At 72.1% G+C, this 15,279-nt stretch carries 9 protein-coding genes; 4 read left to right on the forward strand and 5 right to left on the reverse strand.

Features of this window, described 5'->3' with window-relative positions; translation table 11 throughout:
* Positions 1-10: 10 nt before the first annotated feature.
* The 5 genes from ACQP6G_RS09075 to ACQP6G_RS09095 form a co-directional block, all read right to left on the reverse strand.
* Entirely contained in the window at positions 11-2,500 is a 2,490-nt protein-coding gene (locus tag ACQP6G_RS09075) for an amylo-alpha-1,6-glucosidase (protein WP_429763962.1), read from the reverse strand.
* A gap of 83 nt (positions 2,501-2,583) precedes the next feature.
* Positions 2,584-4,479 carry a right-handed parallel beta-helix repeat-containing protein gene (locus tag ACQP6G_RS09080; protein WP_429763963.1) on the reverse strand — a complete coding sequence of 632 codons (1,896 nt, stop codon included), beginning with the start codon at positions 4,477-4,479 and terminating at the stop codon, positions 2,584-2,586.
* A gap of 96 nt (positions 4,480-4,575) precedes the next feature.
* The gene (locus ACQP6G_RS09085) at positions 4,576-6,468 is read right to left on the reverse strand and encodes a right-handed parallel beta-helix repeat-containing protein (RefSeq protein WP_429763964.1); all 1,893 of its coding nucleotides are present in this window, start codon (positions 6,466-6,468) and stop codon (positions 4,576-4,578) included.
* Positions 6,469-6,526: 58 nt separating this feature from the next.
* Positions 6,527-8,965 carry a glycosyl hydrolase family 95 catalytic domain-containing protein gene (locus ACQP6G_RS09090; RefSeq protein ID WP_429763965.1) on the reverse strand — a complete coding sequence of 813 codons (2,439 nt, stop codon included), beginning with the start codon at positions 8,963-8,965 and terminating at the stop codon, positions 6,527-6,529.
* Positions 8,966-9,270: 305 nt separating this feature from the next.
* Positions 9,271-10,008 (reverse strand): FadR/GntR family transcriptional regulator, encoded by a 738-nt coding sequence (locus ACQP6G_RS09095; protein WP_429763966.1) that lies wholly within the window; start codon positions 10,006-10,008, stop codon positions 9,271-9,273.
* A gap of 201 nt (positions 10,009-10,209) precedes the next feature.
* Here ACQP6G_RS09095 and ACQP6G_RS09100 point away from each other — a divergent pair, with 201 nt between their 5' ends.
* The 4 genes from ACQP6G_RS09100 (at position 10,210) to ACQP6G_RS09115 (ending at position 15,254) form a co-directional block, all read left to right on the forward strand.
* A complete protein-coding gene (locus ACQP6G_RS09100; RefSeq protein WP_429763967.1) occupies positions 10,210-11,364 on the forward strand; it encodes a mandelate racemase/muconate lactonizing enzyme family protein in 1,155 nt (384 codons plus the stop codon).
* Positions 11,361-12,377 carry a hydroxyacid dehydrogenase gene (locus ACQP6G_RS09105; RefSeq protein WP_429763968.1) on the forward strand — a complete coding sequence of 339 codons (1,017 nt, stop codon included), beginning with the start codon at positions 11,361-11,363 and terminating at the stop codon, positions 12,375-12,377. Before ACQP6G_RS09100 ends, ACQP6G_RS09105 begins: the two co-directional genes overlap by 4 nt.
* Positions 12,378-12,427: 50 nt before the next feature.
* Positions 12,428-13,888: a hypothetical protein gene (locus tag ACQP6G_RS09110; RefSeq protein WP_429763969.1), complete on the forward strand. Its 1,461-nt coding sequence runs from the start codon at positions 12,428-12,430 to the stop codon at positions 13,886-13,888.
* Positions 13,889-13,976: 88 nt separating this feature from the next.
* Complete coding sequence (locus ACQP6G_RS09115) at positions 13,977-15,254, forward strand: ABC transporter substrate-binding protein (protein ID WP_429763970.1); 1,278 nt, start codon at positions 13,977-13,979, stop codon at positions 15,252-15,254.
* The last annotated feature ends 25 nt before the right edge of the window (positions 15,255-15,279 follow it).

Below are 15,279 nucleotides of genomic sequence, written 5' to 3' on the forward strand. Positions count from 1 at the left end.
TGCCGTGGGGTCACAGGCAGAGGTGCGAGCTGCCCTCCCGCACCGTCGCGCGCAGGGTGGTGCCGGGACGCGGCGTCACCTGCAGACGTGCGGTCCCGGTGGCGTTGACGTCGAAGCACGCACCGTCCCGGGTCAGCGCGAAGTCGCGCACGACGACGCGCCCGCCGGTCGAGCGGAACACCGTCCGCCCGTCCCGCTCCAGCGCGGTGGCCCTCGGGCTCACCGTCGCGGCCCAGGTGTGCCCGCCCACGCGCACGTCGTCCACGGTGTTGCGGCCGGGCAGGGCGTGCGAGCCGAAGGTGACCGACCCGGGGCGCCCCCAGGCGTCCTCGGCGACGAGCTCGTGCACCGCCATCAGGGGCATCACGTTGGACCACGTGTAGTAGCGCCACGCGCTGTCCACCGCCGAGGCGTTGACGACCTGGCCGGGCTCGGGGTCGAAGTACTCGGGGAAGTACCCGTTCTCGTCCCAGCTGTCGAGGTACATGCTCGTGCTCTTCGTCGCCAGCTCGCCGGCGGCCTCGTCGAGCCCGTACCGCTTGAGGCCGTCGTAGACGGTGGCGTTCATCGGCGGCCAGACGGCGCCGCGCCACTGCTCGCAGGTGTTCTCCTCGCCCCACCCCAGGTAGTACGTGTACTCCGGGGACGACGTCGCGGAGACGTCGCCGTTCGCGCAGTACTCCGCGTCGTCGCGGCTGATGCTCGGGATCGCGTACTCGCCCCAGAACTGCTCCGGGTCGAGCAGGTTCTCCTCGACCGTCCGCGCCGCCCGATCGGGCGTGGCCAGGCCCCCGAACAGCGGGTAGAAGATCGTCGGCGTGACGACGTTCCCCCACGTCCCGTCGAGGTTGCGGTCGAGGTACATGCCGCGCTCGTCGTCCCAGAGGGTGTCGTTGGCGGCCTTCTTGGTCCGCGCCAGGACGGTCGCGAACCGGCGGGCGTCCTCGGGCCGGTCGAGCGCGGTGGCCAGCTCGGTCAGCGAGCCCGCCATCAGCGCGTAGTACGAGGTCAGCGCGACGTCGGTGAGATCCGTGTTGTCCCGCTCGTCGCCGCTGCCGCCCTCCTTGGCGATGCGGTCGGCGGCGAGGTAGACGGGCAGGTCGTCGAGGCCGAGGTGGTTGCCCACCTTGCTCGGGTCGCCGTCGTAGGGCGCCTCGAGAAGGCCGTCGTCGTTCACGTCCCACTCGGGCAGCTTGTCGAAGAACTCCACGAGCGCCGGGTAGGCCTGCTCGACCAGCTCGCGGTCGCCCGTGGCGTCGTAGATCCGCTTGACGGCGTAGGCGTGCATCGGGCCGGCGTGCAGCTGGTCGTAGCGCGGCCCGCCGGAGGCGAACAGCACGCGCTCGTGCTGCCGCGCCAGGTCCGGGTTCACGGTGAGCGCGGTGATCGCGTCCCAGGCGGAGTCCCAGCCGGTGAAGATCGAGTCGTTCTCCGACCCGCCACGGCCCCAGCCCCACACGAGGAAGCTCTGCCGCGACTGCTCGTCGTAGTTCGCGTTGAGGGCCATGGCGCTACGCATCGCGGTCGCCGCGCGGCCGGCCGGCCCGCTGCCGCTGAGGGTGCCCTCGTCGGCCTGCGCCCGGGCCCGGGCGAGGGTGCCGAGGATGCTGCCGCGCGAGGCGCGGGCCGCCGGAGGCTCATCCGCCACGCTCGTGGTGAACGTGATCGTCTCGCCCTCCTCGAGGTCGTACCGCAGGGCCGCCGCGGCGTCGCCGGCGACGCCCTCCTCGCCCTCCATCGCGGCAACCAGGTCGTCCTCGGACGCGTAGGCCGCGGCGTCGTCCGGCGCCTGGGTCGGCAGCAGCGCGAAGTGGCCGATCTCCGACGGGTCGTCGAGCCCGGCGCCGGTGGCGCGGACGCCCCCGTCGGCCAGCTCGTAGGAGTTCTCCTCGTCCCACGGGGGCGTGGCCTCGAGGAAGACGGTCGCGTCGGCGTCGCGCGCGGTGACCGACCCGACCAGGGTGTTCGGCGTCGTCCGCGCGAACCGCAGGAGGATCGTCTGCTTGTCGCGCTGCGTCTGGTCGTAGCGCGCCTGCAGTACGGGCAGCTGCTCGCGGGCCTCCGCGACCTGGTCGGCGGACCACTCGTCCGGGTGGTCGAGGATCTCGCGCAGCGCCCCCAGGCGGTCGGGGGTGATCGAGCGGTCGTCGCTGCTGATCTCCACCTCGTAGTACGAGCCGTCGACCGTCACGGGGCCGACGCGGGCGACGTTGCCCAGCAGGCCCTGGTTCTCCCGGACGAGCTTCCCTGCGGCGGTCAGCAGGTCGACCCGCAGGGCGAAGCGGCTCTCCCCCTCGCCGACGAGGAGGGCGCCGTTGTCGTCCCGCTCGACGTAGCCGGGCAGGGCGAAGGGGCGCTGCAGCCCGACGTCTGTGCCGGGCGGCCCGCCCGCGCCCGTCGAGCCCCCGGCGGGGACGGCGACGGTCGCGAGCAGAGCGGCGGCGGCGCCGACGACGACGGGCGCGCGGCGCAGGGCGCGGGTGTTCTGGCGGTCGGTCATGGTGGCTCCAGGTGTGTGAGCGCTCACATTCGGGCGGAGGTACGGCCGTGCCCGCGCGAGGGGCGCGGGCACGGCCGCGGTCGTCAGTCGACGGTGTAGGGGAAGTCGTCGGTCACGCCGATCTGGTCGTACTGCATCTGGGTGGCGTCGAAGCCGTCCTCCCAGTTGCCGTTGGTGACCTCGTTGCAGTCGTAGGACTGGTAGGACTGGTCGGTGGTCTTTCCGACCTCGACGTTGGAGAACGCGAAGCCGCAGCCGCCGGCGTCCATGTGCACGCCGCGGGTGCCGGAGTCCGGCATGGCGCCGGCGGGGTCGGGGATGACGTCGCCGATGACCATCTGGTCCACGGTGTTCTGCACGGGGTGGGGATCCTGGTTGTCCACGCCGTAGGTGTAGAAGGCGCCCATGTCGCCCGAGTCGAGCCCGGCCTCGTCGATCCGGATGTAGCGGAAGGTGTTGTTGTCGGTGTACTGATCACCGTCCACGACCTCGGGGCGCGACTCGAGGCTGATGCCGTAGCGCGCCGAGTGCTTCACGTGGACGTGCTCGACGGTGTTGTCTCCGGTCGACATGAGCTCGATGCCGGCGGCGTCGCCGGGCACGAGCTCGCCGACGTGGTCGATGGACAGGTTGCGGAACGTGTGGCCGTGGCTCAGGTCCCCCTCGCCGGGCCAGCCGCCCTCGACCTTGATGCCGTCCGCGCCCAGGTTCTCCAGCAGCGAGTCCTCCACGGTCAGGCGGTCGTTGGCGAAGAGCGCGTACACGCCGGTGAAGCCGGTGTCCTGGATGCGCATCCCGGTGAGCGTGATGTCCGCGGTGTTCTCGAGCGTGATCGCGCCGAACCGGTTGCGGGGCATCTCGATCTGCCGGTCGTACTCGGGGTAGGTGTGCGGGACGCCGGCGTCGCCGGCGCTCGTCCACCCGGCGCGGTACCAGCCGACGAAGTCGGAGTACTGCACGCCGAGGCCGTCGAACGTGATGTCGTGCGCCCGGTCGTCGGGGGAGTCTCCCTGGACGTCCACGAGCGTCGTGGCGGTCGGCCGCATGACCGTCACGCCGTCCATCGATCCCGCGGCCGGTTTGTAGTAGAGCTCGCCCGCCTCGCGGTCCAGGTAGTACTCGCCGGCCTGGTCGAGGAAGTCGAGGGAGTTCTGCAGAAAGTACCGCGAGCCGCTGCGGCTGTTGATCATGGCGTAGCGGGTCCAGTGGTCGAGGATGATCTTGTTGTCGGTGTCCTTGACGTCGGCGTTCTTGATCGGCACGGTGTCGGTGAACCAGCTCCACGAGCCGCCGGACCAGATCGTGACCTGCGCCGGCCAGCTGGTGTACGAGCCGAGGTCCGCCGTCTCGTCCCACTCGCCGGGGTTGTAGCCGATCTGGTCGCGGACTCCTTCCTTCTCGGGCTCGATCAGGCGTGAGACGAGGTACGGCGCGTGGGTGTCCTCGCTCGTGCGGTTCGGATGCCGCGCGGTGGTGGCGCGGTCGCCGTCGACGAAGAGCGTGTAGAAGGGGGCGTCCAGGTCGACGGGCGCCTTGTAGATGCCGTCCTTGTAGGGCTCCCAGCCGGTGACGGGCTCGGCGCCGACGAGGTTGGCCTTGCCGGGTCCGTCGGCGGAGCGGTAGATCACCTGGTGGCCGTTGTTGCCGGAGTCCTTCTCGGTGAACTCGATGGTCTCGTCGACGGGGTAGTCGCCCTCGGCGAGGTTGACCACGATGTCGCAGCGCATCTTGCGCTCGTGGTTGAGCCCGAGGTCCTGGATGTGGTCGCGGGCTTTGTCGGGCGTGGCCCAGGGGGCGCTGCGGGTTCCGTCGCCGCGCTCGTCGTCCCCGTCGGGGGAGACGTAGAGCTGGGGGCACCTGCCGGCGCCCTGGGAGCTGGCGGCGTACGGGTCGAAGGCCGTGGCCCCGACCCCGACGGCGGCGACCGCCGCGAACGCGGTGAGGGCCACCGTGCTGGTTCTGATCCACCTGCTGGACATCGTCGTCCTCCGGTCGGTGTGGAACGGGAGCGGAACGGGTGTGGAGCGGGGCGGGCCGTGCCGCGCACGCCACGGTGCGCGACACGGCCCCGGGCGCTACTCGACCTCGAAGGGGAAGTCGTCGGTCACGCCGATCTGGTCGTACTGCATCTGGGTGGCGTCGAAGCCGTCCTCCCAGTTGCCGTTGGTGACCTCGTTGCACTGGTAGGACTGGTAGGACTGGTCGGTGGTCTTTCCGACCTCGATGTTGGAGAACGCGAAGCCGCAGCCGCCGGCGTCCATGTGCACGCCGCGGGTGCCGGAGTCCGGCATGGCGCCGGCGGGGTCGGGGATGACGTCGCCGATGACCATCTGGTCGACGGTGTTCTGGATCGGGTGCGGCTCCTGGTTCGCGACGCCGTAGGTGTAGAAGGCGCCCATGTCGCCCGAGTCGAGCCCCGCCTGGTCGATGCGGATGTAGCGGAAGGTGTTGTTGTCGGTGTACTGGTCCCCGTCGATCACTTCGGGGCGCGACTCGAGGCTGATGCCGTAGCGCGCGGAGTGCTTGACGTGGACGTGCTCGACGGTGTTGTCGCCGGTGCCCATGAGCTCGATGCCGGCGGCGTCGCCGGGCACGAGCTCGCCGACGTGGTCGATGTAGAGGTTGCGGAACGTGTGCGCGTGGGTGAGGTCGCCCTCGCCGGGCCAGCCGCCCTCGACCTTGATGCCGTCCGCGCCGATGTTCTCCAGCAGGGAGTCCTCGACCGTCAGGTGGTCGTTGGCGAACAGTGCGTAGACACCCATGAATCCGGTGTCCCGGATATGCATGCCGGTGAGGGTGATGTTGCTGGTGTTCTCGAGCGTGACGGCGCCGAACCGGTTGCGGGGCATCTCGATCTGCCGGTCGTACTCGGGATAGGTGTGCACCTCGCCGGAGTCGCCTGCGCTGATCCACCCGGCGCGGTACCAGTCGACGAAGTCGGAGTACTGGACGCCGAGGCCGTCGAACGTGATGTCGTGCGCCCGGTCGTCGGGGGAGTCGCCCTTGATGTCCACGAGCTTGGCGACGGTCGGCCGCATGATGGTGACGTCGTCGATGTCGCCCCGCGGCATGTAGTAGAGCTCGCCGGCCTCGCGGTCCACGTAGTACTCACCGGGCTGGTCCAGGAACGGCATGGCGTTCTGGATGTAGTAGCGCGACCCGCTGCGGCTGTTGACCAGGGCGTACCGCGACCAGTAGTCGAACGTCGCGAAGCCCTTGCGGTAGTCCGCGCCGCCGATCGGGATCGTGTCCGTGAACCAGCTCCAGGACCCGCCCGACCACACCGTGATCTGGGCGTCCTTGAGAGGGTTGCTGTCCGCGGTGTCGTCCCACGCCGGGTCCCAGTCCCCGTCCTTCCAGTAGAGCCAGGAGCGGACGGCCTCCTTCTCGGGCTCGCCGAGGACGGAGAACAGGTACGGGGCCTGCGTGTCCTCGGAGGTCCGGTTGGGGTAGCGCGCCAGCTCGGAGCGCTCGCCGTCCTCGAACAGCGTGTAGAACTGCTGCTCGGGGTCGAACGTCGTCTTGTAGATGCCGTCCTTGTAGGGCTCCCAGCCGGTGACGGGCTCGGCGCCGACGAGGTTGGCCTTGCCGGGCCCGTCGGCGGAGCGGTAGATCACCTGGTGGCCGTTGTTGCCGGAGTCCTTCTCGGTGAACTCGATGGTCTCGTCGACGGGGTAGTCGCCCTCGGCGAGGTTGACCACGATGTCGCAGCGCATCTTGCGCTCGTGGTTGAGCCCGAGGTCCTGGATGTGGTCGCGGGCCTTGTCAAGGCTGGCCCACGGCTTGCGCTCGGTGCCCTTGCCGCGGTCGTCGTCGCCGTCGGGGGAGACGTAGAGCTGGGGGCACTTGCCGCCGCTCTGGGAGCTGGCGGCGTACGGGTCGAAGGCCGTGGCCCCGACCCCGACGGCCGCGACCGCGCTGACCGCGACGACCGCCGCCGTTCCGGTCCTGATCCATCGTCTGGACATCGGTGTCCTCTTCTCGTGAGTGGTGCGGGTGGGTGGCTGTGGATTGCCGCCGGGTGGTTCAGGCCGTCGGCTGGACGACGTAGGTGGCGCCGCGCCGCGTCTCGAACACGGCCAGGTCGTCCTCGGGTCGCTCGACGGCGACCGGACCGTGCGGCCCGACGACGCGCACGGGCGCGTCGGTGCGCAGGCGGACCGTGCGGCCGAGCAGCGAGCGCACGCGGGCGTGGTCGAGTCGGCCGGCGGACCACGTCATGGTGATCTCGAAGCCCCCGCGGGTGCGCAGGCCGCGCACGCGCCCCTCGGGCCAGGCCTCGGGGAGGCACGGCAGCAGCCAGACCTCCCCGGAGTGGGACTGCAGGAGCATCTCGTTGATCGCCGACGTGCCGCCGAAGTTGCCGTCGATCTGGAACGGGGGGTGCAGGTCGAACAGGTTGGGCGCCGTCCGGCCGGGGGAGAGCAGCTGCGTGAGGTGCGCGTAGGCGCCGTCGCGCTGCAGGAGGCGGGCGCGGATGTTCATCTTCCAGGCCAGGGACCAGCCGGCGGTCACGGCCGGGCCCCGCAGCTCGAGCGACCGGTCGGCCGCGGCCGCGAGCTCCGGCGTCCGGCGAGGCGTGATCTGGTCGCTCGGGAACACGCCCCACAGGTGGGAGACGTGGCGGCTGGTCTCGGTGGCCGCGTCCTCCCAGTCGATCAGCCACTCCTGGAGCTGGCCGAGGTAGCCGACCTGGTTCGGGGGCAGCTTGTCGCGCGCGGCGAGGGCGGCCACGGCGGTCTCGCGGTCGAGGCCGAGCTCCCGCGACGCCTTGTCGAACGCGGTGAACAGGTCCCGCAGGATCTGGCAGTCCATCGTCGGCCCGGCGCAGAGGCTGACGCCCTCGTCATCGTCCTCGTGGTGCTTCAGCTCGGGGGAGTGCGACGGGCTCGTGACCAGGTAGCCGGTCGCGTCGTCGACGACGAGCGTGTCGAGGAAGAACTCGACCGCGCCGCGCAGCACGGGGAAGTACTCGCGCAGGGTGTCGAGGTCGCCGGTGTACTCGTAGTGCTCCCAGAAGAGCAGCGAGAGCCACGCGCCGCCGGTGGGCCACACCCCGTAGAAGGCGTGGTCGACGGGGGCGGTCCCGCGCCACAGGTCGGTGTTGTGGTGGGCCACCCACCCCCGGGCTCCCCACATCTTCCGCGCCGTCCGCGCCCCCGACTCCGCGAGCTCCTCGATCATCGCGAACAGCGGCCGCCAGCACTCCGCGAGGTTCGACGGGCCTGCCGGCCAGTAGTTCATCTCGCAGTTGATGTTGAGCGTGTACTTCGACTGCCAGGCGGGCAGCATCTCAGCGTTCCAGAGCCCCTGCAGGTTGGCCGGCTGGCCGGGCGCGCGTGAGCTCGAGATCAGCAGGTAGCGGCCGAACTGGTAGTACAGGGCGGCGAGCTGCGGGTCGCCGCCGACCCGGAACGCCGCCACCCGCTCGTCGGTCGGCAGGTCGGCCGACGGCGACGTGCCGAGGTCGAGGTCCACGCGCCCGAACAGCTCCTGGTGGTCGCGCACGTGCGACCGGCGCAGGACGCCGAAGCCGCGGACGCTCGCCCGCTCGAGAGGCGGCGCCGCCTGCTGGAGGGGGTCGCCCCCGACGTCGAGATAGCTGCGGTGGCTGGTGCCGATCGTGACGAGCAGCGTGACGGCGTCGGCGCCCCGCACCCGCAGCGACGTCTCGCCGCACACCACCGAGCCGCCCTCGGCGACGGCCCGTGCCAGGGCGACGAACCGCACCTCGCCCTCGAGGCCCTCGGCCTCGCCGGAGCGCCCCTCGAGCGCGAGCGTCCGACCGTCGTGCGCGAGGGTGGTCGTCTCCTGCAGCGACGTGAACGAGGCATCGACCGAGACGGCGCCCGGCACGTCCGCGCGCAGCCGCACGACGATCGCCTGGTCGGCGTGGCTGACGAACACCTCCCGGGTGTGCCGCACGCCGTCGGCGACGAACGTCGTGGTCGTCACCGCCGTGGTGAGGTCGAGCGAACGGCGGTACTCCGCGACGTCGTCGGTCAGCCCGGGGAAGGCGAGGTGCAGGTCGCCGACGGGCTGGTACTGCATCTGCTCCGTGGGCCGGCCCATGAAGCGCGCGTCGGCGAGCCGCTGGGCGTCGGCCCAGCGCTCCTCGGTGAGCAGCCGCCGGATCTCCGGCAGGGCCTCGGCGCCCGCGGGGTCGGCGTAGTCGTGCGGGCCGCCCGCCCAGACCGTGTCCTCGTTGAGCATGAGCGTCTCGGCCGTGACGCCGCCGAAGACCATGGCGCCGAGCCGGCCGTTGCCGACCGCGAGAGCCTCCAGCCACGCGGCCGCGGGCCGGGGGTACCAGAGCTCCAGCGGGTGGGTCGCGGCGTCGTCCGGGGCCGCGTCCCCCGTGGCGGCCTCGGCCGTGCCGGCGCGGGCACCGCCGGCCAGCACGACCGCTCCGGCCGCTGCGGCGCCGGTCGATCTCAGCAGGTCTCGTCGGGTGAACGAGGTCATCGCATCCACATCCCTCTCGTCGTCCGTCTCGTCGTCGAGGCCACGAAAGGTCGAACGGCTGCCCGTGCGGTCGGGCGTCGTCGCCTTCGGTACCGGAACTGCAGGGTGTCGCTGGAGTGCTGTCGCGGCCGGTGGAGGCCGGGCAGCCCTGCCCCGCCGTCCTCGCGTCCCGAGGTGCTCAGGGATGCGGTGCCGCGACGGATCGAATGTAGTACATCACATGTAGTACAAGTCAACAGGTCGAGAAGAGGCCCGGCGCTCCGGGCGGCAGCGGTGCCGCCGGGAGGGCCGGGCCTCGGGCCGTGCTACTCCTGGGGCCGGCGGCGCGCCCAGGACGACGTGATGTGCTCGCGCATCGCGGCCTCCGCGCCGTCCGCGTCACCGGCGGCGAGGGCCTCGAGGATCCGGGTGTGGCCCTCGTGCGTGGAACGGACGTCGTCGACGCTCGGGGTGCCGCTGTACTGCGGCGAGTGCAGCGCCTTGCCCTGGACGCTGGAGACGATCGCACGGCCGAAGGCGTCGCGGGAGGCGCGGTGGATCAGCTCGTGGAACTCGAGGTCGACGCGCGCGTACGCGGTGGGGTCGTCGACGAGCCCCGCGAGCTCGTCGAGCTTGGCGGCGAGCGCGGACCGCTGCTCGGCGTCGAGCAGGCCGGCTGCCCGCCGGGCCATCGCGCACTCCAGGGTGGTGCGGATCTCGATGAGGTTGTCGAGGTAGACGAGGCGGTCCTCGCGCTGGAAGAGCGCGTCGAGGACGAGCGGGTCGAGCAGGCTCCACTGGTCCTGGTCGAGCACGATCGTGCCCCATCCCTGGCGCGACGCGACGAGGCCCTTCTCCACCAGGGCGGTGGTGGCCTCGCGGATCACGGTGCGGCTGACCTCGTACTGCTCGCAGAGGGCGCCCGCCGGAGGGAGGGCGCTGCCCGGGGGGTGCTCGCCGACGACGATCGCCGTGACGAGGCTCTTCACCACCGCGGCGGCGAGCGGCGGGCGGTGTCGCTGGGGACGGGGCACCGCTCCGGCGGTCGAGGGCGTCGTTGTCATGTCGTCCGGGCTCCGTTCTGCGTCGCGGCCTGCGCTGACGGCCACCCCGAGCGTAGCGGAGGCTTGCGCACTCATCACTCGTATCATAAGTTATGACTTAGCCGACAGGCTCGACGAGGCGCTGGCACCAGCCGCTGCACCTCCCACGACCCGGCCTCGAGACTCGCGCCGACGGCGGCGCGTGCGGAGTAGGAGCAGCGGATGCGCATCACGGGATACCGGACCCTCACCACCGTCCACCGATGGGGGCGGCCGGTGGGCGACGTCAACGGCGTCGTCGCGGACGGGGTGACCGAGGTACCGGTCGTGCTCCTCGAGACGGACGCCGGCGTCACCGGCGTCGGCCTCGGGGCGAGCGGCGACCTCGACCTGGTCTTCGGTGCCCTCGAGGGGCAGGACCCGCGGGCGGTGACCGCGCTCTACGACCGCATGCTCGCGTTCGTCTTCAAGTCCGGGCACGCGGGCAGCACGTTCGGCACCATCGGCGCCTTCGACATGGCGCTGTGGGACCTCAAGGCCAAGCTGGCGGACGAACCCCTGTGGCGCACCCTCGGCGCGGCCGACCGCTTCGTGCCCGGCTATGCGTCCGGGCTCGAGTACGCCCTGCCCGACGACGCGCTCGTCGAGCTCTACGAGCCGTGGGCCGAGCGCGGCTTCACCGGCGCCAAGGTGAAGGGGGGCCTCGACGTCGACCGCGACGTCAAGCGGCTCGCCATCGTCCGCGACGTCCTGCGCGAGAACACCGACCACCCCGACCTCATGTACGACGTGAACGAGGCGTGGGGGCGCCACCAGGCAGTCCGGTTCGCCCGCCGCGTCGAGGACCAGGTCGACATCATGTGGATCGAGGAGCCGGTACGCAGGTGGGACGTCGCCGGGCACCGGGCCGTCGCCTCCGAGCTGCGCGCGGCGGTCGCCACGGGTGAGAACCTCACGGGCCTGGAGCAGTACGGGCCGCTGCTCGACCGCGACGCCGTGGGCGTCGTGCAGGCGGGCAGCGTCTGGGGCGTCACGCACTTCCTGCGGGTCTCGGTGCTCGCCCTCGGCCGGGACCTGCCGGTCAGCCCCGTCGGCTACAACGCCAACCCCGTCGCGCACGCGTCGGCCGCCGTGCCCAACCACCTGGTCACCGAGGTGCAGGACCTGTCGTGGCCCGTGGGGCTCCGCGTGGACCAGGAGATCCAGGACGGCGGGATCGTGCTGGGCGACGCGCCCGGCCTCGGCATCGAGGTCGACGAGGAGCTCATCGCCACGAACCGCGAGTCCGGCACATGGGCCGTGCCGTCGGGCCCCCACGTGCGACCCGTCGACGCCGGCCTGCGCCTCGCGCGCCGCCGCGCGGGCGAGCAGCAGTGAGCGCCTTCCCGCAGGCCCGGGCCCGGCCCCGCGCAGTGCTGGCCTTCGACCCGCCCGGGCTCGTGGAGCGCATCTTCGGGGCGGACGGCCTCGAGCGCCTGGGGGCGGTCGTGGACCTCGACCCGGAGGTCGTCGTGGAGGTCGCGTCGGAGGCTGCGCGCCGCCGCCTCGCCGGCGCCGAGCTGCTGGTCGCCGGCTGGGGCGCGCCGCCCCTGCCGACGGACCTCGTGCCGCGGCTGCGCGCGGTCGCCTACGCGGGCGGCGTCGCGCGCACGTGCCTCGCCGACCCGGCCGCGCTGGCGGCGCGCGGGGTGACGGCGTCCCACGCCCGGGCCGCCAACGCGGTGCCGGTCGCCGAGTACGCGCTGGCGATGATCCTGCTCGCGAACAAGAAGGCGCACGCCGCCGAGCGGACCTACCGCGAGCGGCGCGCCGCCCCGGACGCGGACCGTCTCCTCACCGGCACGGGCAACTACCGCCGCACGGTGGGGATCGTCGGGGCCTCGCTGGTCGGGCGCCGCGTCGTCGAGCTGCTGGGGCCGTTCGACCTCGACGTGCTGCTGTACTCCCCGGAGCTGGCGCCCGGCCCGGTGCCCGGCCTGCCGGGGGCGCGGGCGGCGTGCCTCGACGAGGTCGCCGCGCGCGCCGACGTCCTGTCCCTGCACCAGCCGCTCACGCCCGAGACGGCGGGGCAGGTCGACGCCCGGGTGCTCGGCCTGATGCCCGACGGCGCCACCCTCGTCAACACCGCCCGCGGCGGCGTCGTCGACGGCGTGGCGCTGCTCGCCGAGCTGCGCACCGGCCGGATCGACGCGGTGCTCGACGTCACCGACCCCGAGCCGCCCCCGCCGGACAGCGAGCTGTGGAGCCTGCCGAACGTGGTGCTCACCCCGCACCTCGCGGGCTCCACGGGCACGGAGCTGCGCCGGATCGGCGACTCCGTCGTGGCGGAGGTCGAGCGGTTCGCCCGCGGGCTGCCGTTCGTGCACACGGAGGAGCTGGTGGCGTCGTGACGACCGAGGTGCGCGAGGATGCCACCCGCAGCAACGAGGCAGGAGGACGCATGGCGGCAGGACAAGCAGGCCCCGACGTCGCGGCGCTCGCGCGCTGGATGCGCACGTGGGTGGGCGACGAGGGGCAGATCCGGGGCTTCCACAACCACAGCGTGTGGGGCACCAACCCGGCGACGTTCGTCGACTTCACCAGCGGTCACCAGGCGTTCTCCGCCCCGGCCACCGCGGCGTTCGGCGAGGTGCTCGGCCGGTACCCCGACGACCGCGGGCTCGACCTGTGGCGCCGGATGATGCTCTTCCAGGCGCGGACCGTGCAGGACGACGGGCAGTTCCGCCACATCGGGTTCCAGGTGGGGGAGTCGGCCACCGCGGGCCTGATCCACAACATGGTGGGCTGCCTCGGCCTGCTGGAGGGGCTGCGGCACGCCGGGCACCTCCTGCCCGAGGACGAGCGCGCCGAGGTGCTCGCGGCCGTCCGGCACGACCTCGACGCCTGCCGCGTCTACGGCGGCGGACGCCCGACGCCCGACGGCACGGTGAACCAGGAGTACGCGCGGGTCTGGGCCAAGCTGCGGTACGAGGAGCTGAGCGGCGTCGACGTCTACGCCGCCGAGCTCGAGGACGACCTCGACGCCCTGGTGCGCCTCAGCCACGTGCGCGGGGTGCCCGACGGCGAGTCCGTGGGTGTCTTCCGTCAGCCGACCGACCGCGAGGGCGGCGGCATCCTCGAGCCCGCCGAGTACTACGGGCTCATGGTGGTGCCGCTCGTCCTGGGCGCGCGCCGGTTCGGCCGGCCCGACCTCCTGGAGGAGGCGGTGGCGATCTGCCGGCACGTCGCGCGCTCCGCCTGGGTGGACGACGCGGGCTGCACGCGGTTCCACCGCTACTGGTACGTGCGGGGCGGCACGCACCTGCTGTCGACCACGCCGATGCTGGTCGCAGGGATGGGGCTGAGCCTGTACGGCATCGAGGAGGTGCTGGCCGACGTCGACGTGCCCGAGCTGGGCGACTTCCGCGACGCGTGCCTGCGTACCTACGCGCACTACCAGTCGCCCGCGGGCCCGTTCGTCTCCGCCACGGGCTGGCACCACGAGGCCGACGTCGCGCCGAGCACCGCCTGGCACGCGCACGACCTGCTCTTCCTCGCCCGTCACGCGCTGGCCCGGGGTGACGTCGACGCGACGTTCTGGGACGCCGTGTTCGCGGACCCCGACCGGCAGGCGGTGATCCTGTCGGACCGGGCGTTCTGGGCCGAGGACGGCGTGCACTGGTGCATCCTCAGCCCGTACACGGCCGGGGATCTCAGCATCTTCGGCCGCAAGGACCGCGACACGTTCGCGCGGTCGTTCTTCGCCTGGACGGACAAGGAGCCGCTGCCGGCGGAGCTGGAGTATCCCGGGCCGCCGGCGTTCTTCGTCGCGGACGAGGGGATCTTCCGGATCGACGGCTCGGACCGGTCCACGGACGTCACCGTGGTCGGCCCGGTCCCGTTCCGAGGTCGTCTCGGCTAAGGCTGGTGGCACGCCACCTCTCACATGTAGCATGTATGACAAGTGGTCCTCGTTCTCGAGGACGACGCACCCACCCAGGGAGACAACGATGTCAGCAAGGTTTCGGCGCGGGGCGATCGGCGCCTCCGCGCTCGGGCTCGTACCCGTCCTCGCCCTCACGGCCTGCAGCTCCGGCGACGGCGGCGGCAGCTCGGGCGGCGGCGACCAGGTGCGGATGCTCGTGAACATCACCGACAACCTCACGCAGGCGAAGTGGGACGAGCTCGTCGCCCCCTTCGAGGAGGAGACGGGGATCGACGTCAAGATCGAGGGGCCGAGCGGCCAGTCGGTCGCCGAGACGTTCCCGACGCAGCTCGCGGCCGGCACGGCGCCCGACGTCATCCAGTCGATCTTCCCCACCGAGGACACGGCGCCCGAGATCCTCGACCTGTCGGAGTTCGACTGGGCGCAGGGCACCCCGATGGCCGACCTGTACTCCACGGACGGCGCGATCAACGTGGTGGGCGTGGGCATGCAGGCCCAGTCGCTCCTGTACTACAACAAGGAACTCTTCGAGAAGGCCGGCATCACGGAGCCCCCCGCCACCTGGGAGGACATGGACGCCGCCCTCAAGGCCCTGCAGGACGAGGGCGTGAAGAAGCCGATCGGCTTCGCCTCCGAGTGGGCCACCGGCGTCCAGGTGCAGGAGATCTGGCACCCGCAGCAGAACCTCAGCACCCCCGGGTGGCAGCAGGCCGTGGCCGGCGGGTCCTCGACGCTCGGCGACCAGTTCCAGCCGATGTTCGAGCACGTGGCCGGCTGGATCGACGCCGGCTACACGACCGCCGACGACGTGGCCACCGACAGCGGCACGCAGGAGGCGAACTTCATCGCCGGCGACGTCGGGATCTACCCGATGGGCTCGTGGTTCACCACGACGCTCGCGGCGTCGCCGCCCGAGTTCGAGGTCGGGATCTTCGCGCCGCCCGTCGACGACGCCGCGGACCAGCCCGCGCCGATGGGCGCCACGATGGCGTTCCCGTACATGGTCTGGAACGGGACGCAGGCCAAGGACGCCGCCACGCAGCTCGTGGAGTACCTCGTGACGGACGAGGACGCGATCGCCACCCAGGCGGAGATGGACAACTTCAACCGCGAGGGCCTGGACGCGAGCGCGAACGAGTACGCGGGGCTGGTCCAGGAGCTGCTCGACGCCGCGCCGTCGTTCGTCGTGCCCGGCAACCAGACGGTGGGCGACCTCGCCCTGCCGGTCGCCGGGTTCAACGAGAAGTTCACCGAGGTCGCGCAGGGGCTGTGGCAGGGCACGTCGCCCGCGGACGCCGCGGGCCAGCTCACGGCGTGGTACGACGCGGAGGCAGCGGGCTGACATGGCTCGAGCGAGGACGGCACGC

Source organism: Isoptericola nanjingensis (assembly GCF_050311635.1).
GTDB classification, from domain to species: domain Bacteria; phylum Actinomycetota; class Actinomycetes; order Actinomycetales; family Cellulomonadaceae; genus Isoptericola; species Isoptericola nanjingensis.

Excerpts from the sequence above, each read along its gene's own strand:
- ACQP6G_RS09075 (WP_429763962.1), bottom strand. The coding sequence starts at position 2,500 with ATGACCGACCGCCAGAACACCCGCGCCCTGCGCCGCGCGCCCGTCGTC.
- ACQP6G_RS09080 (WP_429763963.1), bottom strand. The coding sequence starts at position 4,479 with ATGTCCAGCAGGTGGATCAGAACCAGCACGGTGGCCCTCACCGCGTTC.
- ACQP6G_RS09085 (WP_429763964.1), bottom strand. The coding sequence starts at position 6,468 with ATGTCCAGACGATGGATCAGGACCGGAACGGCGGCGGTCGTCGCGGTC.
- ACQP6G_RS09090 (WP_429763965.1), bottom strand. The coding sequence starts at position 8,965 with ATGACCTCGTTCACCCGACGAGACCTGCTGAGATCGACCGGCGCCGCA.
- ACQP6G_RS09095 (WP_429763966.1), bottom strand. The coding sequence starts at position 10,008 with ATGACAACGACGCCCTCGACCGCCGGAGCGGTGCCCCGTCCCCAGCGA.
- ACQP6G_RS09100 (WP_429763967.1), top strand. The coding sequence starts at position 10,210 with ATGCGCATCACGGGATACCGGACCCTCACCACCGTCCACCGATGGGGG.
- ACQP6G_RS09110 (WP_429763969.1), top strand. The coding sequence starts at position 12,428 with ATGGCGGCAGGACAAGCAGGCCCCGACGTCGCGGCGCTCGCGCGCTGG.
- ACQP6G_RS09115 (WP_429763970.1), top strand. The coding sequence starts at position 13,977 with ATGTCAGCAAGGTTTCGGCGCGGGGCGATCGGCGCCTCCGCGCTCGGG.